General features: G+C 49.4%; 24 protein-coding genes and 2 tRNA genes. 9 read left to right on the top strand and 17 right to left on the bottom strand.

Features of this window, described 5'->3' with window-relative positions; translation table 11 throughout:
- Positions 1-14 precede the first annotated feature (14 nt).
- The 9 genes from nusA to rlmE form a co-directional block, all read right to left on the bottom strand.
- On the bottom strand, positions 15-1523 hold the full coding sequence (gene nusA / locus ACLBVC_RS08315) for a transcription termination factor NusA (protein WP_410149218.1): 1509 nt from the start codon (positions 1521-1523) through the stop codon (positions 15-17).
- Between the two features lie 23 nt (positions 1524-1546).
- Positions 1547-1999, bottom strand: coding sequence for a ribosome maturation factor RimP (gene rimP / locus ACLBVC_RS08310; protein ID WP_157825410.1), 453 nt, complete (start codon positions 1997-1999; stop codon positions 1547-1549).
- Positions 2000-2230: 231 nt separating this feature from the next.
- Positions 2231-2307, bottom strand: a tRNA-Met gene (locus ACLBVC_RS08305).
- Positions 2308-2366: 59 nt separating this feature from the next.
- Positions 2367-2453 (bottom strand) — tRNA-Leu (locus ACLBVC_RS08300).
- An 84-nt stretch (positions 2454-2537) separates the two neighbouring features.
- Positions 2538-2873, bottom strand: a complete 336-nt coding sequence (gene secG / locus ACLBVC_RS08295) for a preprotein translocase subunit SecG (RefSeq protein WP_101078321.1) — start codon at positions 2871-2873, stop codon at positions 2538-2540.
- A 259-nt stretch (positions 2874-3132) separates the two neighbouring features.
- Complete coding sequence (gene glmM, locus ACLBVC_RS08290) at positions 3133-4473, bottom strand: phosphoglucosamine mutase (RefSeq protein ID WP_410149217.1); 1341 nt, start codon at positions 4471-4473, stop codon at positions 3133-3135.
- 2 nt (positions 4474-4475) lie between these two features.
- Complete coding sequence (gene folP / locus ACLBVC_RS08285; RefSeq protein ID WP_410149216.1) at positions 4476-5315, bottom strand: dihydropteroate synthase; 840 nt, start codon at positions 5313-5315, stop codon at positions 4476-4478.
- Between the two features lie 124 nt (positions 5316-5439).
- A complete protein-coding gene (gene ftsH, locus ACLBVC_RS08280) occupies positions 5440-7383 on the bottom strand; it encodes an ATP-dependent zinc metalloprotease FtsH (protein ID WP_410149215.1) in 1944 nt (647 codons plus the stop codon).
- A gap of 56 nt (positions 7384-7439) precedes the next feature.
- Positions 7440-8069: a 23S rRNA (uridine(2552)-2'-O)-methyltransferase RlmE gene (rlmE, locus tag ACLBVC_RS08275; protein ID WP_104923494.1), complete on the bottom strand. Its 630-nt coding sequence runs from the start codon at positions 8067-8069 to the stop codon at positions 7440-7442.
- Positions 8070-8251: 182 nt separating this feature from the next.
- Between rlmE and yhbY the strand changes: the two genes are divergently transcribed.
- Positions 8252-8548 carry a ribosome assembly RNA-binding protein YhbY gene (yhbY, locus tag ACLBVC_RS08270; RefSeq protein WP_095923662.1) on the top strand — a complete coding sequence of 99 codons (297 nt, stop codon included), beginning with the start codon at positions 8252-8254 and terminating at the stop codon, positions 8546-8548.
- Positions 8549-8728: 180 nt separating this feature from the next.
- On the opposite strand, the gene greA is transcribed toward yhbY, so the two are convergent.
- On the bottom strand, positions 8729-9205 hold the full coding sequence (greA, locus tag ACLBVC_RS08265) for a transcription elongation factor GreA (RefSeq protein WP_104923495.1): 477 nt from the start codon (positions 9203-9205) through the stop codon (positions 8729-8731).
- Between the two features lie 283 nt (positions 9206-9488).
- Between greA and dacB the strand changes: the two genes are divergently transcribed.
- From dacB to pmrB, 3 genes are read left to right on the top strand one after another with little or no spacing between them, the layout of a single operon-like run.
- Positions 9489-10922 carry a serine-type D-Ala-D-Ala carboxypeptidase gene (gene dacB, locus ACLBVC_RS08260; protein WP_410149214.1) on the top strand — a complete coding sequence of 478 codons (1434 nt, stop codon included), beginning with the start codon at positions 9489-9491 and terminating at the stop codon, positions 10920-10922.
- A gap of 20 nt (positions 10923-10942) precedes the next feature.
- Positions 10943-11605, top strand: a complete 663-nt coding sequence (pmrA, locus tag ACLBVC_RS08255) for a two-component system response regulator PmrA (RefSeq protein WP_410149213.1) — start codon at positions 10943-10945, stop codon at positions 11603-11605.
- Positions 11602-12687, top strand: coding sequence for a two-component system sensor histidine kinase PmrB (gene pmrB, locus ACLBVC_RS08250; RefSeq protein ID WP_410149212.1), 1086 nt, complete (start codon positions 11602-11604; stop codon positions 12685-12687). Before pmrA ends, pmrB begins: the two co-directional genes overlap by 4 nt.
- A 70-nt stretch (positions 12688-12757) precedes the next feature.
- Here the strand turns inward: pmrB and cgtA are convergent, their stop codons facing one another.
- The 4 genes from cgtA to rplU all read right to left on the bottom strand — a co-directional run bounded on the left by cgtA (position 12758) and on the right by rplU (position 15593).
- Positions 12758-13930, bottom strand: coding sequence for an Obg family GTPase CgtA (gene cgtA, locus ACLBVC_RS08245; RefSeq protein WP_101078313.1), 1173 nt, complete (start codon positions 13928-13930; stop codon positions 12758-12760).
- A 33-nt stretch (positions 13931-13963) separates the two neighbouring features.
- Positions 13964-14920, bottom strand: coding sequence for a DMT family transporter (locus ACLBVC_RS08240; RefSeq protein WP_410149211.1), 957 nt, complete (start codon positions 14918-14920; stop codon positions 13964-13966).
- A gap of 85 nt (positions 14921-15005) precedes the next feature.
- A complete protein-coding gene (gene rpmA, locus ACLBVC_RS08235) occupies positions 15006-15263 on the bottom strand; it encodes a 50S ribosomal protein L27 (RefSeq protein ID WP_013573805.1) in 258 nt (85 codons plus the stop codon).
- 18 nt (positions 15264-15281) lie between these two features.
- Positions 15282-15593 (bottom strand): 50S ribosomal protein L21, encoded by a 312-nt coding sequence (gene rplU, locus ACLBVC_RS08230; protein WP_013573804.1) that lies wholly within the window; start codon positions 15591-15593, stop codon positions 15282-15284.
- 259 nt (positions 15594-15852) lie between these two features.
- On the opposite strand from rplU, the gene ispB reads away from it, so the two are divergent.
- Positions 15853-16824 (top strand): octaprenyl diphosphate synthase, encoded by a 972-nt coding sequence (gene ispB / locus ACLBVC_RS08225; protein WP_410149210.1) that lies wholly within the window; start codon positions 15853-15855, stop codon positions 16822-16824.
- A gap of 48 nt (positions 16825-16872) precedes the next feature.
- Here the strand turns inward: ispB and ACLBVC_RS08220 are convergent, their stop codons facing one another.
- Positions 16873-17232 carry a DNA-binding protein gene (locus ACLBVC_RS08220; protein ID WP_410149209.1) on the bottom strand — a complete coding sequence of 120 codons (360 nt, stop codon included), beginning with the start codon at positions 17230-17232 and terminating at the stop codon, positions 16873-16875.
- Between the two features lie 677 nt (positions 17233-17909).
- Between ACLBVC_RS08220 and ACLBVC_RS08215 the strand changes: the two genes are divergently transcribed.
- Complete coding sequence (locus ACLBVC_RS08215; protein ID WP_410149208.1) at positions 17910-18179, top strand: helix-turn-helix domain-containing protein; 270 nt, start codon at positions 17910-17912, stop codon at positions 18177-18179.
- A gap of 46 nt (positions 18180-18225) precedes the next feature.
- On the opposite strand, the gene mdh is transcribed toward ACLBVC_RS08215, so the two are convergent.
- Positions 18226-19164 carry a malate dehydrogenase gene (gene mdh, locus ACLBVC_RS08210; RefSeq protein ID WP_410149207.1) on the bottom strand — a complete coding sequence of 313 codons (939 nt, stop codon included), beginning with the start codon at positions 19162-19164 and terminating at the stop codon, positions 18226-18228.
- Between the two features lie 465 nt (positions 19165-19629).
- Here mdh and argR point away from each other — a divergent pair, with 465 nt between their 5' ends.
- The 3 genes from argR (at position 19630) to yhcN (ACLBVC_RS08195) (ending at position 21296) form a co-directional block, all read left to right on the top strand.
- Positions 19630-20100 carry a transcriptional regulator ArgR gene (argR, locus tag ACLBVC_RS08205; protein ID WP_104923506.1) on the top strand — a complete coding sequence of 157 codons (471 nt, stop codon included), beginning with the start codon at positions 19630-19632 and terminating at the stop codon, positions 20098-20100.
- Between the two features lie 465 nt (positions 20101-20565).
- Complete coding sequence (yhcN, locus tag ACLBVC_RS08200; RefSeq protein WP_410149206.1) at positions 20566-20829, top strand: peroxide/acid stress response protein YhcN; 264 nt, start codon at positions 20566-20568, stop codon at positions 20827-20829.
- A gap of 203 nt (positions 20830-21032) precedes the next feature.
- Positions 21033-21296: a peroxide/acid stress response protein YhcN gene (gene yhcN, locus ACLBVC_RS08195; protein ID WP_104923507.1), complete on the top strand. Its 264-nt coding sequence runs from the start codon at positions 21033-21035 to the stop codon at positions 21294-21296.
- 294 nt (positions 21297-21590) lie between these two features.
- Here the strand turns inward: yhcN (ACLBVC_RS08195) and mpl are convergent, their stop codons facing one another.
- Positions 21591-22976 carry a UDP-N-acetylmuramate:L-alanyl-gamma-D-glutamyl-meso-diaminopimelate ligase gene (gene mpl, locus ACLBVC_RS08190; protein WP_410149205.1) on the bottom strand — a complete coding sequence of 462 codons (1386 nt, stop codon included), beginning with the start codon at positions 22974-22976 and terminating at the stop codon, positions 21591-21593.
- Between the last annotated feature and the right edge of the window lie 107 nt (positions 22977-23083).

The following is a 23083-nucleotide window of genomic DNA, read 5'->3' as shown; positions in this document are numbered from 1 at the left end:
CCTGCTACAGTTTATTACGCGTTGTCGCCAAACCAGCAGATATTGCGCGCAGCCATGATAAGTTCACCAGCCCGCTCGTCAGTAAGACCTTCAATATCAGCCAGATCGTCGACACCCTGCTCGGCAAGATCTTCCAGCGTACAAACCCCTAGGGCAGCCAGTTTAAATGCCATGCTACGTTCCAGACCCGCCAGGTTCAGCAGATCATCAGCAGGCTTTTTATCACCGAGACTTTCTTCCTGGGCTAAAGCAATGGTGGTCAGCGCTTCTTTTGCACGTTCGCGCAGCGCGTCCACGGTGTCTTCATCCAGGCCGTCGATTTCAAGCAGTTCGTTGACTGGCACGTAAGCCAGTTCTTCAAGCGTAGAGAAACCTTCTTCTACCAGAACCGTGGCAAAATCTTCATCAATGGCCAGGTATTTCGTGAAGGTATCAATCGCAGCGTGTGCCTCAGCCTGATGCTTGGCTTGCAGGTCGTCTGCTGTCATCACGTTCAGTTCCCACTTGTCATCACCACGATGCTGTTTCAACAACTGGGAGGCCAAACGCACGTTCTGACCATTACGGCCAATCGCCTGTGCCAGATTGCTGGCTTCAACGGCGATATCCATGGTGCATTTATCTTCATCAACGACGATGGAAGCGACATCTGCCGGCGCCATAGCGTTGATTACGAATTGCGCAGGATTGTCATCCCAAAGGATGATATCAATGCGTTCACCGCCCAGTTCACTGGATACGGCCTGAACGCGTGCGCCACGCATACCGACACAGGCACCTACCGGGTCGATACGTTTATCGTTGGTTTTCACTGCAATTTTTGCACGGGAGCCCGGATCACGAGCAGCCGCTTTAATCTCAATCAGCTCTTCACCGATTTCTGGTACTTCGATGCGGAAGAGTTCGATCAGCATTTCGTTACGCGAACGGCTGACGAACAGCTGAGCACCACGCGCTTCCGGACGAACATCATACAGCACGCCACGGATACGGTCGCCAGAGCGGAAGTTTTCACGTGGAAGCATGTCTTCACGCAGGATAACGGCTTCAGCGTTGCTGCCTAAATCCAGAGCGATGCTATCGCGGTTTACTTTTTTAACGACACCAGTGACGATTTCGCCCTGCTGTTCGCGGAATTGCTCAACCACCATCGCGCGTTCTGCTTCACGTACTTTTTGTACGATAACTTGTTTAGCAGTCTGCGTGGTGATGCGGTCGAATGTGACCGACTCAATCTGGTCTTCGATGTATCCGCCAAGTTCAATCGACGGATCTTCGTATTGTGCAGCCTCGAGGGTGATCTCACGCGTTGGTTGAGTCACTTCGTCGACTGCAACCCAACGACGGAAGGTATCGAAGTCGCCGGTTTTGCGGTCAATGCTGACGCGGACTTCGATTTCCTGCTCGTATTTTTTCTTGGTCGCTGTTGATAATGCAATTTCCAGCGCTTCAAAAATCTTCTCGCGCGGGAGGGATTTTTCATTAGAAACTGCTTCTACAACAGCCAGAATCTCTTTGTTCATCCTAGTTGCCTCTTCCAAACTCTTTAAAAGTGGGGTACCAGGTTCGCTTTCTGGATGTTGCTCAGTGCGAACACTTCATCTTTCCCTTCCACTGTCACCGTGATCATTTCGCCTTCGACAGCTTTGATAATGCCCTGCCATTTGCGACGGTTCTGCACAGCCATTCGCAGGACAATGCTGACTTCGTCACCGAGGAAACGTTGATAATGTTCAGCGGTGAACATAGGACGATCAAGGCCTGGAGAGGAAACTTCCAGGTTGTAGGCGACGGTGACTGGATCTTCTACGTCCAGCACAGCGCTCACCTGGTGGCTGACATCAGCACAATCATCAACATTGATCCCGGCGTCACTATCAATATAGATGCGCAACGTCGATTGGCGAGCCCGAACGAACTCGATGCCCACCAGCTCAAAGCCAAGTGCCTCGACTGGTGCTGAAATCAGCTCTGTTAATTTTTGTTCTAATGTGGACAAGCCCACCCCCAAGACATAAAAAAAGGGCTTAATAGCCCAGTGATTCTGTTGCCAAATAACAAAAAACCCCGATAAATCGGGGCTTTATGTAACTGGACCCTATTTGCCGCACAGGCGGCTTCGGTACAACTTTCGCAAAGTATTATTTTCAAATTGAAGCTTTCAAATTGGAACTGCAGAACATCACAGGAAGATACTGAAAGTCTATTTGAAATAAACACTTAGGGAAAGTGGTTGCGGGGGCCGGATTTGAACCGACGACCTTCGGGTTATGAGCCCGACGAGCTACCAGGCTGCTCCACCCCGCGTCCGAAAACGTGGCAAATATTACGCCGATAACCGCTAAAAAGCAAGTTATCATAAAGATTGGTACCGAGGACGGGACTTGAACCCGTAAGCCCATTCGGGCACTACCACCTCAAGGTAGCGTGTCTACCAATTCCACCACCTCGGCACTCTTTTTTTTCACAATCGCTTATACTGTCCAAGCACAAGCCACTGTTTAAAACGCTGCTTCTTTTGATAAGAAGTTTACTGCTTAGTGAGGAACATCACTGTTAGGCGCTGCTGGAGCTGCCGGTGCAGTAGTCTGCTCAGTTTGTGCTGGCTGACTTAAGTTTTCCCACTCACTACCTTTTTGGCCTTTATTGGTGCTCATGTTCCCAAGAATCAAACTAATGATAAAGAACAATGCGGCCAAAATGCCTGTCATGCGGGTCATGAAGTTACCGGAACCACTCGAACCGAACAATGTGCCAGAAGCACCTGCTCCGAAAGAGGCTCCCATATCAGCGCCTTTACCCTGTTGCAGCATAACCAAAGCCACAAGGCCGATTGCCACGATAAGGAAAATCACCAGAAGAGCGTCGTACATAGTAGTACCTGTATCCTCGCGGGTTCACCGCATGCCAATTGCTTCTCACCAATTTAGCAGGTCATTCAAGGACCCACTGAAGCGGGTGTGAATACTAACCAAAGCCGTATTACCGCGCAAGGGCAATTTTCATCAGATTGTTCGTTTGCGGAAAAAAACGTCAAATATCCACCAAAACAACCAAAGTGATTAATTTTACGCCGCCCCCTGATATAAAAGTGACGGCATAATAAATGAAAATTTACTGTTTTTTATCGGCTTACGGCTTCACGGCTTTTACTGCATCGGCGATACGGTTCGCCAGTTTTTCGACCAGTGTCGCATCTTCGCCTTCAACCATAATGCGCAACAACGGTTCAGTGCCTGATTTACGTAATAGTACGCGACCACGGCCACCCAGCTCTTTTTCAACTTCAGCAGTTACTTTTTTAACGTCGTCGGATTCCAGCGGATCATGTTCACCGGCAAAGCGCACATTCACTAAGATCTGCGGCAGCAATTTCATGCCGCTGCAAAGATCGTGGAGGCTCATGTGGTTGCGAACCATCGCGGTAAGGACTTGCAAACCTGCCACAATGCCGTCACCCGTGGTAGTTTTGTCCAGCAGGATAATGTGACCTGAGTTTTCCGCGCCGATACGCCAGCCTTTCTCCTGCATTTTTTCCAGCACGTAACGGTCGCCAACTTTTGCACGCGTGAAAGGAATACCCAGTTGCTTGAGTGCCAGTTCCAGCCCCATATTGCTCATCAGAGTGCCCACAGCGCCGCCTTTCAACTGACCCTGACGCAAACCTTCGCGCGCAATGATGTATAGGATCTGGTCGCCATCCACTTTATTGCCTTCGTGATCGACCATAATCAGGCGATCGCCGTCGCCATCAAATGCCAGACCGAGATCGGCTTTCTCTGCCAGAACGCGTTTTTGCAACTGACGTACATCTGTCGCACCGCATTCCTCATTGATGTTCATACCGTCAGGTTCACAGCCGATAGCAATCACTTTTGCGCCCAGTTCGCGAAGTACGCTCGGCGCGATGTGGTAGGTCGCACCATTAGCGCAGTCCACCACAATCTTCAGGCTATTCAGGCTCAGCTCGGTCGGGAATGTACCTTTACAGAATTCGATGTAACGGCCCGCAGCATCCACAATGCGGCTGGCTTTGCCCAGCTCAGCGGACTCTACGCAGGTCAGCGGCTTTTCGAGCTCTGCTTCAATCGCTTCTTCCACATTATCCGGTAGCTTTGTCCCGTCGATGGTGAAGAACTTAATCCCGTTGTCGTAGTACGGGTTATGTGATGCAGAGATAACAATCCCGGCTTCCGCCCGGAATGTTCTGGTGAGGTAAGCCACGGCAGGCGTTGGCATTGGCCCGGTGAAAGACGCGGAAAGCCCGGCCGCAGCCAGCCCGGCTTCCAGTGCAGATTCCAGCATATAACCGGAAATGCGGGTATCTTTGCCGATAATGACTTTACGTGAACCGTGCCGTGCCAGCACTTTACCGGCAGCCCAGCCGAGTTTCAGAACAAAATCAGGTGTGATCGGGCTATCGCCTACTTTTCCACGGATGCCGTCTGTCCCAAAGTATTTACGGTTGCTCATAGTTATTTATTATTCCTTGCAGAAAGAGTGGCTTCGACGATACGCATCGCTTCGACGGTTTCTTTAACATCATGTACCCGGATGATCTGAGCGCCCTTCATGGCCGCGATGACAGCGCAGGCGACACTTCCGGTCACCCGCTTCTCAGGAGACACATGCAGAAGTTGTCCCACCATAGATTTTCGCGACATCCCCACTAAAAGTGGTAATCCCAGGCGATGGAATTCTGACAATCGGGAGAGCATCTGGTAATTGTGCTCCAGATTCTTACCGAAACCGAAGCCGGGGTCGAGTAACAATTGATTTTTAGGAATACCGGCGTTCACACAACGTGTAATTTGCCCGGCAAGATACTGCTCGACTTCGGCAACCACATCCCCGTAGTGAGGAGAATGCTGCATCGTTTTCGGGTCACCCTGCATATGCATCAGACAGACTGGCAAACCCGTTTCCGCCGCAGCAGCCAATGCGCCAGGCTCCTGCAGCGAACGAATATCATTAATCAGATGCATACCTGCATTCGCCGATTCACGGATCACCGAAGCCTTTGAGGTATCGACGGAGATCCAGACATCAAAACGCCGGGCAATCGCCTCAACGACCGGTACCACACGGGCCAGTTCTTCATCTTCACTGACCTCAGCAGCCCCCGGACGCGTTGATTCACCGCCGATATCAAGGAGCGTAGCGCCTGCATCCACCATCATCTGCGCATGCCGGATGGCCAGTTCCAGCGAGTTATGGCGGCCACCATCCGAAAAGGAATCAGGGGTAACGTTCAGGATCCCCATAACCTGGGGAAAAGTAAGGTCCAGCGTTGACTCTCTGGATGTGAGGTGCATAAGTCATGTCCCTTCTGGTCAATCAGTAGTAGCAGTATCTAAATTACGGATGAAAGAATGCACGCATAAAAAACCCCGGGCAAGCCCGGGGTTGAGAGTTGTACAATATTTTCTAACCAGAGGCTTATTTGCCGCTGAATTGCTCAAACATCGTGTTGCCAGGATTTGGCGTACGAGGTTCATCAACTGGCGTTGGGGCTTTTGGCGCGCCACCGTCGTTAGAATTGCCGCTACCGTTTTTACCGTTTGCATCGTCCCAACCCGCTGGCGGGCGAACTTCTGTACGGTTCATCAGGTCGTCAATTTGTGGTGCATCGATGGTTTCATACTTCATCAGGGCATCTTTCATTGAATGAAGTATATCCATGTTTTCCATCAGCAAAGTGCGTGCACGCACATAGTTACGTTCAACCAGTGATTTCACTTCCTGATCGATGATGCGGGCAGTTTCATCAGACATATGCTTAGCTTTCGCCACTGAACGGCCGAGGAAGACTTCGCCTTCTTCTTCCGCATACAGCAACGGACCTAATTTCTCTGAGAAGCCCCACTGCGTAACCATGTTACGCGCAATCGACGTTGCTACTTTAATGTCGTTAGACGCGCCGGTAGACACTTTTTCCACACCGTAGATGATCTCTTCAGCAAGACGGCCACCGTACAGGGTAGAAATCTGGCTTTCGAGTTTCTGACGACTGGCACTGATAGCATCGCCTTCAGGCAGGAAGAAGGTCACACCCAATGCACGTCCGCGAGGAATAATCGTCACTTTATGCACCGGGTCGTGTTCAGGAACCAGACGGCCAATAATGGCGTGGCCTGCTTCGTGATACGCGGTCGATTCTTTCTGCGATTCTGTCATCACCATGGAGCGACGTTCTGCACCCATCATAATTTTGTCTTTGGCTTTTTCGAACTCAACCATAGACACCACACGTTTGTTACCACGTGCGGAGAACAGCGCAGCTTCGTTAACCAGGTTTGCCAGATCAGCACCAGAGAAACCAGGCGTACCACGTGCAATCACGGAAGCATCAACGTCAGTGGCTAAAGGAACACGACGCATGTGAACTTTCAAAATCTGTTCACGGCCACGAACGTCTGGCAAGCCAACCACAACCTGACGGTCGAAACGGCCTGGACGCAGCAATGCCGGGTCAAGAACGTCCGGACGGTTAGTCGCGGCAATAACAATGATACCTTCGTTACCTTCGAAGCCATCCATCTCAACCAACATCTGGTTCAGCGTTTGTTCACGTTCATCGTGACCACCGCCTAAACCTGCACCACGCTGACGGCCAACGGCGTCAATTTCATCGATGAAGATGATACATGGAGCGGCTTTCTTCGCCTGTTCGAACATGTCACGTACACGAGACGCACCCACACCTACGAACATTTCGACGAAGTCAGAACCCGAAATCGTAAAGAATGGAACTTTCGCTTCACCTGCGATGGCCTTAGCCAGCAAGGTTTTACCGGTACCCGGAGGACCGACCATCAGAACGCCTTTAGGAATTTTACCGCCCAATTTCTGGAAACGGCTCGGCTCGCGCAGGTAATCTACCAGTTCGCTCACTTCTTCCTTCGCTTCGTCACAACCTGCAACATCAGCGAATGTGGTTTTGATTTGGTCTTCCGTCAACATGCGGGCTTTGCTTTTGCCAAAGGACATTGCGCCTTTGCCACCGCCACCCTGCATTTGTCGCATGAAGAATATCCAGACGCCAATCAGGAGCAGCATCGGGAACCATGAAATAAAGATAGTTGCGAGGAAACTCTGCTGTTCAGGCGGTTCGCCAACAACTTTCACGTTTTTGCTCAGCAGCGTATCCAGTAATTTAGGGTCATTTACCGGGATATAAGTAGTGTATTTGCTGCTGTCTTTTTTGATTACGTCAATCGCACGTCCGTTGATACGTACTTCACGAACCTGGTCTTGGGCCACTTCGGTAGTAAAGGTCGTGTAATCCACCTTACTGCCATTCGACTCGCTGGGCCCAAAACTCTGAAATACAGACATCAAAACAACTGCGATGACTAACCAGAGGATCAGGTTCTTCGCCATGTCACTCAAGGGATTAACCTCATATTACAACTGTGTTAACAAACAGCGTTAGGGAACTACAGTTTCCGCCCTGTCGCTACGATGTACACTTCTCGCGAACGTGCTCGGGAAGCGTCTGGCTTACGAATCTTCACCTTCGTAAACAGGGAGCGAATTTCCCGCAGGTATTCATCAAAGCCATCTCCCTGAAACACCTTAACCAGGAAACTTCCGCCTGGTGCTAATACATCCCGACACATATCCAGTGCTAACTCAACCAGATACATCGATTTTGGAATATCGACTGCCGGAGTACCGCTCATATTCGGGGCCATATCAGACATGACCACCTGAACTTTGTTTTCTCCCACGCGTTCAAGCAGCGCTTTGAGAACTAATTCATCACGAAAATCCCCCTGTAGGAAATCGACTCCAACAATAGGATCCATAGGTAAAAGGTCAAGAGCAATGATACGCCCTTTGCTACCGATCAGTGTTGCGGCAAACTGTGACCATCCGCCGGGCGCTGCGCCTAAATCCACAATCGTCATTCCGGGTTTAAACAGCTTATCGCTTTGCTGTATTTCATCAAGCTTAAACCAGGCGCGAGACCGCAGACCTTTTTTCTGAGCCTGAATCACATATTTATCGCTAAAGTGTTCCTGCAGCCAACGGGTGGAACTTGCAGAACGCTTTTTAATAGACATTATTTAGTAACCATATAGTTTTCCAACCACCCTGTGTTAGAGCTTTTGGAACAAGCTGTTAGCATCATGGCGTCTATGGCTAAGTCAGTATAATTCGCTTCCCGGAGCAGTCCGAGTTGGTGATATACATGAGATGGCGGTAGAATGACCCGTTTTCAATCCCAACTTAAGCAAAAAAGACGATGAATCTTAACAATAAACAAAAACAGTACCTGAAAGGTCTGGCACATCCACTCAAACCTGTTGTCATGCTGGGCAACAACGGCCTGACAGAAGGCGTGCTGGCCGAAATTGAACAGGCGCTGCAGCATCACGAGCTGATCAAGGTAAAAGTCGCGGCAGAAGAACGCGAAACGAAGACCTTGATCGTAGACGCAATCGTGCGTGAAACCAAGGCGTGTAATGTGCAAGTCATCGGCAATATGCTGGTACTTTATCGCCCTTCTACCGAAGACCGCAAAATTATCTTACCGCGTTAATCCGTTAAGGTTTAACGAAAAGCGCTTAAGATTTTCGGAAAGGTGCCACGAAATCACGTTCAGGGAAAGGCCTTAGGTGGCCTTTTTACTTTAGTTTTCAATTTACTGTGAAGCAATTCACTGCATGAATGTGAGATTTACAGGGCGAAACAACGCGTTTCGCCCTTTTTAATGCAGATTTTAGAGATATTCGACCTTCAGTACTTCAAACTCAACATCACCGCCAGGCGTTTTGATAACAACCACATCATCCTGTTCTTTGCCAATCAAACCGCGGGCAATCGGCGAGTTCACAGAAATCAGATTCTGCTTAAAATCAGCCTCGTCATCGCCCACAATGCGATAAGTCTGCTCTTCTTCGGTGTCCAGATTGAGCACTTTCACGGTAGCGCCAAAAATGACACGACCGGTTGCAGGCATCTTAGTGACATCAATAACCTGAGCATTAGAAAGCTTGGCTTCGATTTCCTGAATACGACCTTCGCAAAAACCCTGCTGCTCGCGGGCTGCGTGGTATTCAGCATTCTCTTTCAAATCGCCGTGTTCACGCGCAGTCGCAATATCTGCAATTATTTTCGGGCGACGGACGCCCTTCAGATGATCAAGTTCTTCACGTAATCTTTCTGCGCCACGCAACGTCATCGGAATCGGTTTCATATATTTATTACCTCTAACTATGTCCTTTCGGTAAACACCGTCCTGATTGAATCAGGTAAGAAATTAAGCCAGCTCTTCTGACCGACTCTCTCTGGCGAAAAACAAAAAAAACCTTACCCGGGGTTACCACCAGGCCAGGATTCATTTTGCATTATGATTCGTATTTTAACGTAGAGTTCACTGAGGATCATCGTTTACTTTCAGCCACGTTGCGCCTTGGTTCGTAGCATCGTAGTATGGCACCACTTTATCCTGCCGTTACCCAGAGCCTTTACTCAAAATAATGCGTTTTTTACGAATTGTCAGTGGATTAGCATGCGCGTTTGTTCTGAATACAAATGCGGCCCAGATCGAGAATTACACAGAATATCTGCCGGACGGCACGAATCTGGCTGTGCTGGTACAGAAAATCGGTGCCCCTGCTCCTGTGCTTGATTATCACGGTTCGCAGATGGCCCTGCCTGCCAGTACGATGAAAATTCTCACGGCGCTGGCGGCTTTGCTGCAACTGGGACCCGATTTCCGCTTCACCACCACACTCGAAACTCCAGGTTCCGTTTCTGATGGCGTTCTGAAAGGTGATCTGGTCGCTCGTTTTTCCGGCGATCCGACACTGAAACGTCAGAATATTCGGAATATGGTCGCTGTATTAAAAAAACAGGGCATCAAAGAGATCAGTGGCGATGTGGTCATTAATACGTCTGTGTTTGCCAGCCATGATAAAGCGCCCGGCTGGCCCTGGAACGACATTACACAGTGCTTCAGCGCACCACCGGCCGCTGCGATTGTCGACAGAAACTGTTTCTCCGTTTCTCTTTATAGCGCACCCAAACCGGATGAAAACGCTTTTATCCGCGTAGCGTCTTATTACCCTGTTCATATGTTTAGCGAAGTTCGCACTCTGGCAAAAGGCTCGCCAGATGCTCAGTACTGCGAGCTGGACGTGGTGCCGGGCGAGTTTAACCGTTATACCCTGACAGGTTGTCTGACCCAGCGCAGCGAGCCTCTACCTTTGGCTTTCGCCATTCAGGATGGGGCCAGCTATGCGGGCGCAATTCTGAAAGACGAATTGCTCCAAGCAGATATCCAAATTGATGGCACGTTAAAACGCCAGACTCAGCAAACGCCTGCCGGAACTGTACTCGCTCAAACACAGTCCGCTCCGTTGCATGATTTACTGCATCAGATGCTGAAAAAATCCGACAACATGATCGCCGATACTGTTTTCCGTACAATCGGTCATCAGCGCTTTGGCGTTCCAGGAACCTGGCGTGCGGGTTCTGATGCAGTTCGTCAGATTCTGCGTCAGAAAGCAGGCGTGGATTTGGGTAACTCAATTCAGGTTGATGGCTCCGGTCTTTCCCGTCACGACTTATTGTCGCCCTCTACCATGATGCAGGTACTGCAATACATCGCACAGCACGATAAAGAGTTAGACTTTATCTCTATGCTGCCATTAGCGGGACATGATGGAACCTTGCAATATCGCGGCGGTCTTCATGAAGCAGGCGTAGATGGCAAAGTTTCGGCGAAAACCGGTTCACTGGCTGGCGTTTATAACCTGGCAGGCTTTATTACCACAGCCAGCGGACAGCGCATGGCATTTGTCCAGTTCCTCTCTGGTTACGCGGTTCCGCCTGAAGACCAGCGTACACGGCGTGCTCCGCTGGTACGCTTTGAGAGCCGTCTCTACAGGGACATTTACCAAAATAATTAACCACGGAGTCGTGCCAGACGATGAAACTGCTGATAGTTGAAGATGATGAACTTTTACGGCAGGGATTATCTCTGGCACTAACCAGCGATAATTATGTTTGCGACTGCGCTTCTACAGCCGCTGAAGCGCAAAGTCTGATTCAAACCAGCCAGTACAGTCTGGTGATCCTGGATTTAGGATTGCCGGATAAAGATGGCGCAACGCTGTTGCGTCAGTGGCGACGTCAAAATATTTCCCTCCCCGTGCTGATTCTCACGGCCCGCGATGCGCTGGAGGATCGTGTTGATGGTCTCGATGCCGGTGCCGATGACTATCTGATCAAACCTTTTGCCCTGGTGGAATTGCAGGCCCGCGTCCGAGCACTCATCCGCCGTTATCAGGGGCAGAGCGACAACCAGATATCTGTCGGGAACCTGACCATCAACCTTTCGTCGCAACAGGCCTATCTTGGCGATTCACCGGTGGAGGTCACACCCAAAGAATTTGCTATTTTATCCCGTCTGATGATGCGTGCAGGGCAGACCGTCAATCGCGAATTGCTTCAGCAAGATCTCTACACCTGGCAGGACGATTTGGGATCCAATACGCTGGAAGTTCATGTGCATAATCTGCGGCGGAAATTGGGCAAAGAGGTGATTCGCACGGTTCGTGGCATTGGTTATCGGCTGGAAGTTTTACCATGACCAGTATGCGCCGCCGTCTGCTGGTTATGCTGGCCCTGATCCTTTTCGTCACCCAGCTCACCAGCGTTTTCTGGCTCTGGCATGAAAGCCAGGAGCAGATAAACCTGCTGGTGAATGACACGCTTTCCGCAAAAGTCCGCAATGCTCACGTAGAGAAAGAGATTGCAGAAGCTATCGCATCGCTGATTGCGCCTTCCTTGCTGATGATGACGATTACTCTGGTTTTATCTTTCTGGGCTATCAGCTGGATTATACGGCCACTCAATCAGTTGCAAAAGCGTCTGGAAACCCGTTCCGCGGATAACCTGACGCCGCTGCCACTGAACAGTGAGATACGGGAAATTGTGGCCGTCACTAATACGCTCAATCAACTATTTTCACGTCTTTCCAATACTATTCAGCAGGAGCGGCTGTTCACTGCGGATGCTGCGCATGAGCTGAGGACTCCGCTGGCGGGTGTCCGTCTGCACCTTGAAATCATGCAAAAAAATGGCGTGGACGGCAGCGATACGCTGATAAGCCGCATCGACCTGTTGATGCATACCATCGAACAATTACTGATGCTTTCGCGCGCCGGGCAAAATTTCGCAAAAGGTGAATATCAGCAGGTAGATCTGGTGACTCACGTCGTCGAACCTCTCCGGGAAGAGATGAGCGAGATGCTTACCGATCGTCAGCAAAGGCTGCTCGTGCAGACGCCGGTGCGAGCGGAGATTCAGGGAGATGCGGTACTGCTCCGGCTAATGGTACGGAATCTGGTGGAAAATGCTTACCGGTATGGACCAGAAAACAGTGAGATCTCTATCGTCATTGAGCCGCAAAATAACGGCTTTCTGGTACAGGTTGATGATGAAGGCCCCGGGATTGATGAAGCCAAAGCCAGCGAACTGACGCAAGCCTTTAAACGGGGCGATCAACGGTATGGCGGTAGCGGATTAGGCTTAAATATCGTAATACGCATTGTGAATTTGCACGGTGGTACCCTTACGCTCCGCAACCGTGGCGGCGCTAAAGGACTCAGCGCGGAATGCTGGTTACCGGATGTGGCAATTCAATCCTCATTAACCCTCCCTCCCCTCTGAAAAGCGCGCAGTAAAAAGGCTGCCCTGAACAGGCAGCCTTTTACTTTAATGACAAGGTCAGGACAGGGAATTAACGTTCGTAAATGATTTCGACGCCTTCGTCGTCATCTTCATCCCAGTCATCATCCCAGTCGTCGTCAGCTTCAGATTCCACTTCGGCCAGTTGTTCACGGTGATAATCATCCCACATGAACTCAACTTTCTCTGGCACAGCGGCTTCAACGGCCATGTGCTTAGGATTTTCATTGATGAACTTCATCACATCCCAACACAGTGCGTTAACGCCTTCACGGTTCGCTGCAGAAATCAGGTAGTAATTACCTTCCCAACCTAAAGCCTCAGCGATCGTTTTAGCACGCGCTTCTGCTTCTTCTTTTTCGATCAGATCAACTTTGTTGAATACTAACCAACGCGGCTTTTCGGCCAGTTTGGCGTTGTATTGTTTAAGTTCGTTGATAATAACCTTAGCATTCTCGACCGGATCAGATTCATCGATTGGAGCAATGTCAATCAGGTGCAGCAATACACGACAACGCTCAAGGTGCTTCAGGAAGCGGATACCGAGACCGGCACCTTCAGAAGCTCCTTCAATCAAACCCGGGATGTCGGCAACCACGAAGCTTTGCTCGTGATCCATACGCACAACGCCCAGGCTTGGAACTAAAGTCGTAAACGGATAGTCAGCCACTTTCGGTTTTGCAGCAGACACTGAACGGATAAATGTGGATTTACCCGCATTCGGCAGACCCAACATCCCCACGTCGGCTAATAACATCAGCTCAAGAGCGATATCACGCTCCTCACCTTTGGTGCCCATGGTTTTCTGGCGCGGAGAACGGTTCACGGAAGATTTGAAACGGGTATTACCCAAACCGTGGAAACCGCCTTTGGCGACCATGTTGATCTGACCATTTTGGGTCATATCGGCCAGAACTTCGCCGGTGCTCTGATCCAGAACGCGCGTTCCAACAGGCACTTTAATGGTGATATCTTTACCGCGTTTCCCCGTACAGTCGCTGCTTTGACCGTTAGTACCGCGCTCAGCACGATAAGATTTCACAAAGCGGAAATCGATCAGCGTATTGAGGTTTTCATCAGCAAGCAGATAAACGTCGCCGCCGTCGCCGCCGTCGCCGCCATCAGGCCCGCCACGAGGGATATATTTTTCGCGGCGGAAGCTGACGCATCCGTTACCGCCATCACCGGCCACAACCAGAATCGTGGCTTCATCAACAAACTTCATTTGTACCGTCTCCGTAAATCATTCGCCGGGCCGCTAGTGTTTAGCTACCAGGTTTTGCTCTGTCCGACGCGGCCACCAGCGATGGCCAACTGCGGAAAACATTGCCCCCGCCACCACCACAATTGCCCCGATATAACCAATAAAATTGAGCACGGGTGCAGCAAAAAAGTCAGGCCAGGCAAGTGCCAGTAAATCTGAAAATAGCAGGGTAAACAGCGGAGTCAGCGTCACAATTGCACTGACCTGGGCCGCCTGCCATCTCGCCATCGCTTCCGCTAAGGCGCCATATCCTACTAAGGTATTCACGCCGCAAAACAACAGACAGGCAAACTGCCAGCCGCTGAGCTGTGAAAGCACCGCCGGGCTGGCCAGCGGGAGCAATGCGATAGAACATAAAGTGTACAGCAAAAACAGGATCTGCGGTGAGGCGAGTTGGCGCAGTAATACTTTCTGTGCCACACCATAAATCACCCAAACCGAGGCTGCCCCGACACCAAAAATCACACCCAACGTGTAATCTGTAAGACGGGTAAAAATTTCGATCAGACTGGTATTAAAGAATAATACCAGCCCGAAAATCAGCATACTGGCGCCAATAACTTGCGTGATCCGCATCCTCTCTTTCAGGATAATCACACTCGCAAACATCATACCGACCGGCGAAAGCTGGCCGATAACCTGCGAGGCTGTCGGGCTTAGGAACTGCAGGGAAGAACTAAAAAGAACGAAATTCCCCAGCAATCCACACGTGGCAATCAATACTAAAACCAGCCAGCGTGGACGATTAAAAATCGTTCTGGGCGGCAATCTGCGCTTCACAGCCAGAATGCACCCCAGCACAATTGCTGCCAGAGAAAACCGATACCAAACCACAGTAAAGGGATCCATTACCACCAATACCTGCTTCATAGCGATGGGTAAAGAACCCCAACTCATGGCAGTGATCAGTGCCAACAGAATACCAACAGATGCCTGTGATTTTGTGTCCATATCCCGCCAGAATGGGCTAACCAGAATGTAAAAAGCCCCGCAACGAATTGCGGGGCTTACATCTATTTACTAAGACGCGAAAAACTTATTCAGCTTCGATGCTGATGTACTTACGGTTTTTCGGGCCTTTAACTTCGAACTTGACTTTACCGTCAGCCAAAGCAAACAGAGTGTGGTCTTTGCCGCAACCCACGTTGATACCAGCGTGGAATTTGGTGCCGCGCTGACGAACGATGATGCTGCCTGCCAGTACTGCTTCGCCGCCAAAGCGTTTTACGCCCAGACGTTTAGCTTCTGAATCGCGACCGTTACGTGTGGAGCCGCCAGCCTTTTTGTGTGCCATTGTTCCGCTCTCCTAATCTTAAGCGCTGATGCCGGTGATTTTAACGTCAGTGAACCACTGACGGTGGCCCTGCTGCTTACGATAGTGTTTACGACGACGAAACTTAACGATTTTGACCTTTTCGCCACGACCGTGAGCAACGACTTCAGCTTTGATTACACCGCCAGCAACTAATGGCAGGCCGATGTTGATTTCTTCACCGTTTGCAATCATCAGAACCTGATCGAACTCGATAGCTTCGCCAGTTGCAACGTCCAGCTTCTCCAGGCGAATAGTCTGCCCTTCGCTGACACGGTGTTGTTTACCACCACTTTGGAAAACCGCGTACATATAAAACTCCGCTTTCCGCGCACTCAACTTTGTATAGTCCAGAGGGCGCTATAAATATTCACAATAGGGCGCGAATTCTACGCAAAAAATCAGCATAAGACAAGAGCACAATGACGACAAAAGAAGAAAAAAAGCGCAGTTCTTTCGATATCATTTATCTACACTGTTTTTCAAGTACAATCCCCATTACAGTTAGCGCCATGTGCCAATGTGAGCCAGACCTCATTGCGGCGAAGAGAAAAACAGCCGAAAAAACACAATGAACCTAGAACAGATTATCGATCTTACCCAGGATGACATGGCTGCGGTCAACGCATCCATCCTTGAGCAGTTGAATTCAGAGGTTTCTCTCATCAATCAGCTGGGATATTACATCATCAGTGGCGGCGGCAAACGTATCCGCCCGATGATAGCAGTACTGGCAGCCAAAGCACTATCCTACGACGGCGATAAACACATAAAAGTCGCCGCTCTGATTGAGTTTATTCATACCGCCACCTTGTTGCACGATGACGTGGTTGATGAGTCTGACATGCGCCGTGGAAAAGCAACGGCTAACGCCGCTTTCGGAAATGCCGCCAGCGTGCTGGTGGGTGATTTTATCTACACCCGCGCTTTCCAGATGATGACAGATTTGGAATCACTGCCTGTTCTGGCTCTGATGGCGAAAGCAGTGAATGTGATAGCCGAGGGAGAAGTGCAGCAGCTCATTAACTGCAATGACCCCGACATCACCGAAGAAAGCTATATGCAGGTCATTTACAGCAAAACCGCCCGTCTGTTCGAAGCCGCATCACAATCTTCTGCCATGCTGGCGGGCGGGAGCAGTGAGCAAATTACGGCGTTGCAAGATTATGGTCGCTATTTGGGCACGGCATTCCAGCTGATTGACGATTTGCTCGACTATGACGCTGATGGTGAAACACTTGGCAAAAATACCGGTGACGACCTCGATGAAGGCAAGCCGACTTTGCCACTTCTTCATGCGATGCAGCACGGTGATGCAGAACAGTCTGCAATGATCCGCAAAGCTATCGAAGAAGGCAACGGGCGCCATTTGCTGGAACCGGTTTTAGCCGCCATGCATCAATGGGGATCTCTGGCTTATACCCGTCAGCGCGCTGAAGAAGAGGCGGATAAAGCGATTCAGGCACTTCAGGTTCTCCCTGAGTCCGACTATCGCTCCGCGCTGGAAGGTTTGGCACATCTGGCCGTTAAACGCGATTTTTGATGTTTTCCTGACGTGCCTGTCTGCACAGGCGCGTCAGTCGTCGCAAATCTAGGAATCGTCAGACTTACGCAGCCTGCTTAGTAATTCCGATACCCCTTCCCTTACGATAAAAGAGATCATCGTTTCGCGCTCAGGCTCCTTGAGTTGCTTATAACTTTCGATCCAAATCGCCAGCGGATCCTGATGTGACGTGTAAACATATTCAGCAGAATGTTCATTCATCGCCAGACTGGCAACGGTGTTACCCGGCAGGCTGTCGATGTGATATTCCACTGCCCGTCCCTGAACTCCGCGCCGCCGCCGTTTAATCCAGCATAATCTGCGGGCCATCCCATGCACGCCCTGTGTTGATGTAGGAAGGCCATCTTTTCCGGTCAGTTCCTTTGCTGCAAACCACTCTTTTTTCATAACGATCCTTGTCTTTCTCATATAATCCAATAAGAAAGGTTGCTGTTATAAATCCATGAGAATTATGCGGATGCTTTCCCTTATCACCGTGAGCCCATTTTAGATAAGGTATTAAAACAGACCATTTAGGAAAACGCCTATTTAACGAAAAGAAGATATTCAATTTTTCGGAATGAGTCTACTGTTGAGGGACATTGTTTCCATGAATTATGTTTATCAACAACAGAATATCACCCTTAAAAGTATTTTTTAGAAAGTTATGTAATCAGATTCTTGACTGAAATATCCGGTTATAGATTAAATCCATATAAAACAATGAGTAAAATGAAATCACTGGTGCATACACCCAACCTAACCCCTTCAAATCATTAGCACAGATCGTTATATCCCTATTTCAAATCACTAATATCTATAGATGGGTTCAAAATATCAACACTTCAATAACTCGTTCGTATTATATGATTTGAAAATATATGGTGATATTGGTTAGAAAAGAGAAAAAGCAAACTGAATTTACTTGTTTGTTTTAATTTTAATAAGAATGTATTTTCTTAATCCGAGCATAAAATATTTTTAGGAAACATTGATAAGATTGGTTGGGAAACGCCTAAACAATCATTGAATATATGTTTTCAAAAATAGTCTTATAAAAACGGTTTAAAAATAAGGAAAATACCATGATGACAAGGAATGATGACTGGCATCAGGCTGATATTATTGCAGCACTGAGAAAGAAAGGGACGACACTTGCCGCGGTGTCACGCTCCGCCGGATTGAGCTCTTCGACGCTTTCAAATGCACTTTCCAGACCCTGGCCAAAAGGAGAACTCCTCATCGCCAGCGCGCTGGGTATCCATCCTTCAATTATCTGGCCAAGCCGCTACTTCGATGCCACAACATTTAAGATTATTGAGCGTCGGTGTCGCATTCCTAATGAGAGCAAATGATATGGGGAAAGCCGTCGGATGCCCCGGCGGCTTTACATGGGGCTAATCAGTGATTGATAAAGTCTTCACCCAGTTCGATATCCTTACGCAGGATATCCAGCATCGAATCCAGTGATTGCTGTTCAAAGTCACTGAGCTTGCCAATATCAATAAGCTCAGTGATGCCCTTTTTCCCTAACAGAACAGGTTGTGCGAAGAAGCGGGCATAATCGCCCTTACCTTCTACATAGGCGCATTCAACAACGTTGCTTTCACCTTGCAAGGCGCGAACCAGAGAAAGTCCGAAGCGTGCGGCCGCTTGTCCCATAGACAAAGTCGCAGAACCGCCACCCGCTTTGGCTTCGACCACTTCAGTTCCCGCATTCTGAATGCGTTTGGTCAGCGCAGCGATTTCATCGTCACTGAATGCCACGTCCGGTACCTGAGACAGTAAAGGAAGGATGGTCACACCGGAGTGTCCACCAATCACGGGAATATCCATTTCTTCCGGGTGCTTACCTTTAAGTTCAGCCACAAACGTGTTTGAGCGGATTGCATCGAGTGTCGTCACGCCGAACAGTTTATTTTTGTCGTAAACGCCCGCATTTTTCAGGACTTCGGCAGCGATGGCGACCGTCGTATTGACCGGATTGGTGATAATGCCAATTAGCGCTTGCGGGCACGTTTTCGCAACCTGCTGAATCAGATTACGAACAATACCGGCGTTCACATTAAAGAGGTCGGAGCGGTCCATCCCCGGTTTACGCGCGACACCAGCAGAGATCAAAACGATATCCGCACCTTCCAGAGCTGGCGTTGCGTCTTCACCGCAGAAACCTTTGATTTTAACAGCAGTAGGGATATGGCTCAGATCGACGGCGACACCCGGAGTAACAGGCGCGATATCATATAATGACAGTTCGGAACCGGAAGGTAGCTGGGTCTTGAGCAGAAGCGCGAGGGCTTGACCGATACCGCCCGCAGCACCTAGAACTGCAACTTTCATCCTATACTCCTTTTTTATCACTAACTTATAAGTGTCGTGGAATTATTTTGGGTGTGACCTTAATCACTTATACAGCTAAAAACAATCGCTCAGCTGCTGGAAAACTGAGCCTGGTCGTTAAGAAAGTAAAAAAACACTTCTTAGCGCCTTTTTTCCGGCCTTTTATGACTTTTTATCGGAAAGCTACACCTTAAAAGTAGCACCGCAAAACTCGCCAGGTTAAAAAATGGTTAAATTCAGTTCAATGTGAGAGCTGAATCGAGATCATCTGTATAACAACATTCCGGCTACTCATTACACTGCGATGCACAATTTCGGCATATTCATGACACACCTGTTTATACTCTGGCGCTGACATTCCTGTCTGAATGCATAATTTGGCGGTTACCTGCTGGCTCTGTGTTGCATAAAAATGCAAATATCTGCATAATCAACGAAACGATGATACAGAGACCAGGGTGCAAAATGCGTAATCCTGCTAAACAGGAAGATTTGATCAAAGCCTTCAAAGCACTGTTGAAGGAAGAGAAATTCAGTTCTCAGGGCGAAATTGTCGTCGCGCTTCAGGAAGACGGTTTCGAAAATATCAATCAGTCAAAAGTCTCACGGATGCTGACAAAATTCGGCGCGGTGCGAACCCGCAACGCAAAGATGGAAATGGTTTATTGCCTGCCTGCCGAAATCGGCGTGCCGACAACGACCAGCCCACTGAAGAATTTGGTCTTAGATATTGACCATAACGATGCCGTCGTCGTTATCCGCACCAGTCCGGGTGCGGCACAGCTGATCGCGCGCCTGCTCGATTCTCTGGGCAAATCCGAGGGGATACTAGGCACCATTGCCGGCGACGACACAATTTTTACCACGCCCGCACGGGGATTCAGTGTCAGACAGCTTCACGACGCAATCCTCAGTTTGTTTGAACAAGAACTCTGATACGGCGATATGTTGCGCTGTTTCCTGCTTCAGTTCTGTGCCTGAGGTCAGAAGAAAACAATTTCTGGCCTCAGCCTGCATTTCCTTATCCGTCTATCACTTACCCTTCTTTAACGTTGTACCGCCTTTTTAAACACACGCCTCAGGTCGTTATCCCTGTTAATTCTGTTCACACGAAGCACTTTCCTGTCACATAAACATTTCCATGGTGTGATTGACTGCAAAATTAAGCACAAATAGTCAAATTCGCTCAATCCGTTGATTTTACGAAAAATTAACACAAAAAGATCGATTTTCACGCAATTTTTATTCCTTTTTGTTATTAAAAATTCAAATAGCCCCCACATAACCACCAAAATAACTATTAGCAAACTATTAATATTCTAAGTGACTAGATGTATACTCATTTCCGTGGTGTGAAGCACCAGTTGTTGGAAACATAATAAAATCGACGAGGCCAAAATAATGAACGTTAAAACTACACTTGCAACATTAAGCATTCTCTCTGCTCTGTCATTCGGCGCTTTTGCAGCACAACCCGTTACTCAGGATCAGGCCGCAAATCTTCAGCCACGCGGGATGATCAGCGTAAGCGGCGTTGCTGGCGCACCTTCTGATATCCGTCAGGCACTGTCTGATAAAGCGGATGCCAAAGGAGCTAAAGCATTTCGTGTTATCGAAGTGCGTGAAGAAGGTAACTACCACGCTACCGCTGAAATTTACCAATAAACCCGGATAAATGAAGCGAAGGGGTCTGAATGATTCAGACCCGCGCAAAACGAATCAAGACGGATTTGTCTCTGCCATCATCAATGTTTCCCCACGCTTTTCGCGTTGTCGGACTCCGATATTCCAGAACTGATGAATCCAAATCTCAACCGACGTTGCTCTCTCATTTTTAGCATCAACGTCTATGAAATTAGGAAATTATCATGAAAATTATGACCACTATTGCCGCCCTTAGCCTGCTGTCTGCTGTTTCTTTCGGGGCGTCTGCCGCACAACTGGTTTCTAACCAACAGGCAGAAAACCTTCAGCCAATGGGCACTATCAGCGTCAGCGGCGTTAATGGCGTTCCGACAGACATCCGCCAGCAACTGTCAGATAAAGCTGACAGCAAGGGCGCAAAATCTTACCGTGTGATCGAAGCGCATAACGACGGTGCCTATCACGCCACCGCAGAGATTTATCAATAAAATTTCTGCGTCAGTCCCAGATACAAAGCCACTGTCTGAAAACTTGAATTAGCGTTACCGGGTTTCAACAGCCACCTACCAGCGAAAATCATGCGCTGTTGAGGCTGGGAAGAGAGGAGACATTGCCACTGTCGCTCTCTTGCTAACGTAACCCTCGTCGTCCTGTCCGACGACACCCTTTGGCCCTCAAATATTTTGAGGGCTTTTTTTTTGTCCGCAGACCGCCACATTGCCAAATAACAGGCAAAAAAAAGCACAGCAATCGCTGTGCTTTCAGTTCGTCTGATGCGCCTATTACTGTTCCTGAGCGGCTTCCGCTTTAGCAGTCAGCGCTGTCAGCAATTTCCCGTGAATGCCACCAAAACCGCCGTTACTCATCACCAGAATATGATCGCCAGGCTGCGAAGCCTTGATCACCATATCGACCAGTGAGTCGACGTCCGCACTCCAGTGTGCAGGCTGGATGCAGCGCTCTGCCACTTCTGCAACCTGCCACGGAATATGCTGCGGCTGAAGCAGGAACACTTCATCGGCGCGACCGAGAGAAGGTGCCAGTTCGTTTTTGCTCATGCCCATTTTCATGGTGTTCGAGCGCGGTTCGAGAACAGCCAGAATGCGCGCAGTACCGCCCACTTTGCTGCGCAATGCAGAAAGTGTGGCCAGAATAGCCGTCGGGTGATGCGCAAAATCGTCATACACGCTGACACCATTTTCCACGCCACGCAGCTCAAGACGGCGACGGGCATTGATAAAATCACCCAGCGCTTTGCAGGCATCTTCAGGCTTCACGCCAACATGACGCGCTGCGGCAATCGCCATCAGCGCATTATGCATATTGTGTTCACCCACCAGATTCCAATTCACCTGACCGACTACTTCGCCATGAAGATAAACCTCGAAAGAGCTGGCATCTGGTGTCATTTTTTTTGCATCCCAGGCGCAATTTTCTGCTTCACCGGCAAATTCCTGTTCGCTCCAGCAGCCCATCGCCATCACTTGTTTCAACGGCGTGTCATGCTCAGGAAGGATAATTTTACCTTTACCCGGCACCAGGCGAACAAGGTGGTGGAATTGTTTCTGGATTGCTTTCAGATCATCGAAAATATCCGCGTGATCGAATTCGAGATTGTTCAGGATCAGCGTCCGCGGGCTGTAGTGAACGAATTTGGAGCGCTTATCAAAGAACGCGCAGTCATATTCGTCCGCTTCCAGAACCATAAACGGGCTGTTTCCAAGACGTGCAGAAACGTCGAAGTTCCCCGGCACACCACCGATGACGTAGCCTGGCTCATAGCCACAGGCTTCGAGGATCCACGTCACCATCCCGGCTGTCGTCGTTTTACCGTGCGTCCCCGCTACGGCAATGACCCACCGCCCCGGCAGAACGTGATCGTGCAGCCACTGCGGGCCGGAGACATAAGGGATCCCCTGTTCGAGCACGGCTTCGACGCAAGGATTTCCGCGCGTCATCGCGTTGCCGATAATCACCAGATCTGGCTGAGGATCTAACTGAGCCGGATCGTAGCCCTGGATCAGTTCGATCCCCTGATTTTCCAGCAGCGTACTCATCGGTGGATAAACGTTGTCGTCCGAACCGGTTACCTGATGCCCTTGTGCACGTGCCAGCATCGCCAGCCCGCCCATAAACGTGCCGCAAATCCCAAGAATATGAATGCGCATAAATTTTTCCATTAATGCCTTTAAGTCAGCCGCTATTCTACCGCTCAGAATCGCTCAGAAGAAATGGATTTGCCTATGATTCGTCCATATAGTTGGGCTAAACTGCC

Origin of the sequence: Rahnella selenatireducens (assembly GCF_046449555.1) — a bacterium.
GTDB classification, from domain to species: domain Bacteria; phylum Pseudomonadota; class Gammaproteobacteria; order Enterobacterales; family Enterobacteriaceae; genus Rahnella; species Rahnella selenatireducens.
This window is presented reverse-complemented; position numbering and strand designations above follow the sequence as displayed.

Excerpts from the sequence above, each read along its gene's own strand:
- mdh (WP_410149207.1), bottom strand. The coding sequence starts at position 19,164 with ATGAAAGTTGCAGTTCTAGGTGCTGCGGGCGGTATCGGTCAAGCCCTC.
- ftsH (WP_410149215.1), bottom strand. The coding sequence starts at position 7,383 with ATGGCGAAGAACCTGATCCTCTGGTTAGTCATCGCAGTTGTTTTGATG.
- folP (WP_410149216.1), bottom strand. The coding sequence starts at position 5,315 with ATGCACCTCACATCCAGAGAGTCAACGCTGGACCTTACTTTTCCCCAG.
- pmrB (WP_410149212.1), top strand. The coding sequence starts at position 11,602 with ATGACCAGTATGCGCCGCCGTCTGCTGGTTATGCTGGCCCTGATCCTT.
- rpmA (WP_013573805.1), bottom strand. The coding sequence starts at position 15,263 with ATGGCACACAAAAAGGCTGGCGGCTCCACACGTAACGGTCGCGATTCA.
- ACLBVC_RS08215 (WP_410149208.1), top strand. The coding sequence starts at position 17,910 with ATGATGACAAGGAATGATGACTGGCATCAGGCTGATATTATTGCAGCA.
- rplU (WP_013573804.1), bottom strand. The coding sequence starts at position 15,593 with ATGTACGCGGTTTTCCAAAGTGGTGGTAAACAACACCGTGTCAGCGAA.
- glmM (WP_410149217.1), bottom strand. The coding sequence starts at position 4,473 with ATGAGCAACCGTAAATACTTTGGGACAGACGGCATCCGTGGAAAAGTA.
- cgtA (WP_101078313.1), bottom strand. The coding sequence starts at position 13,930 with ATGAAGTTTGTTGATGAAGCCACGATTCTGGTTGTGGCCGGTGATGGC.
- pmrA (WP_410149213.1), top strand. The coding sequence starts at position 10,943 with ATGAAACTGCTGATAGTTGAAGATGATGAACTTTTACGGCAGGGATTA.
- yhbY (WP_095923662.1), top strand. The coding sequence starts at position 8,252 with ATGAATCTTAACAATAAACAAAAACAGTACCTGAAAGGTCTGGCACAT.
- argR (WP_104923506.1), top strand. The coding sequence starts at position 19,630 with ATGCGTAATCCTGCTAAACAGGAAGATTTGATCAAAGCCTTCAAAGCA.
- greA (WP_104923495.1), bottom strand. The coding sequence starts at position 9,205 with ATGAAACCGATTCCGATGACGTTGCGTGGCGCAGAAAGATTACGTGAA.
- ACLBVC_RS08240 (WP_410149211.1), bottom strand. The coding sequence starts at position 14,920 with ATGGACACAAAATCACAGGCATCTGTTGGTATTCTGTTGGCACTGATC.
- dacB (WP_410149214.1), top strand. The coding sequence starts at position 9,489 with ATGCGTTTTTTACGAATTGTCAGTGGATTAGCATGCGCGTTTGTTCTG.
- ispB (WP_410149210.1), top strand. The coding sequence starts at position 15,853 with ATGAACCTAGAACAGATTATCGATCTTACCCAGGATGACATGGCTGCG.
- yhcN (WP_410149206.1), top strand. The coding sequence starts at position 20,566 with ATGAACGTTAAAACTACACTTGCAACATTAAGCATTCTCTCTGCTCTG.
- rlmE (WP_104923494.1), bottom strand. The coding sequence starts at position 8,069 with ATGTCTATTAAAAAGCGTTCTGCAAGTTCCACCCGTTGGCTGCAGGAA.
- secG (WP_101078321.1), bottom strand. The coding sequence starts at position 2,873 with ATGTACGACGCTCTTCTGGTGATTTTCCTTATCGTGGCAATCGGCCTT.
- nusA (WP_410149218.1), bottom strand. The coding sequence starts at position 1,523 with ATGAACAAAGAGATTCTGGCTGTTGTAGAAGCAGTTTCTAATGAAAAA.
- yhcN (WP_104923507.1), top strand. The coding sequence starts at position 21,033 with ATGAAAATTATGACCACTATTGCCGCCCTTAGCCTGCTGTCTGCTGTT.
- ACLBVC_RS08220 (WP_410149209.1), bottom strand. The coding sequence starts at position 17,232 with ATGAAAAAAGAGTGGTTTGCAGCAAAGGAACTGACCGGAAAAGATGGC.
- mpl (WP_410149205.1), bottom strand. The coding sequence starts at position 22,976 with ATGCGCATTCATATTCTTGGGATTTGCGGCACGTTTATGGGCGGGCTG.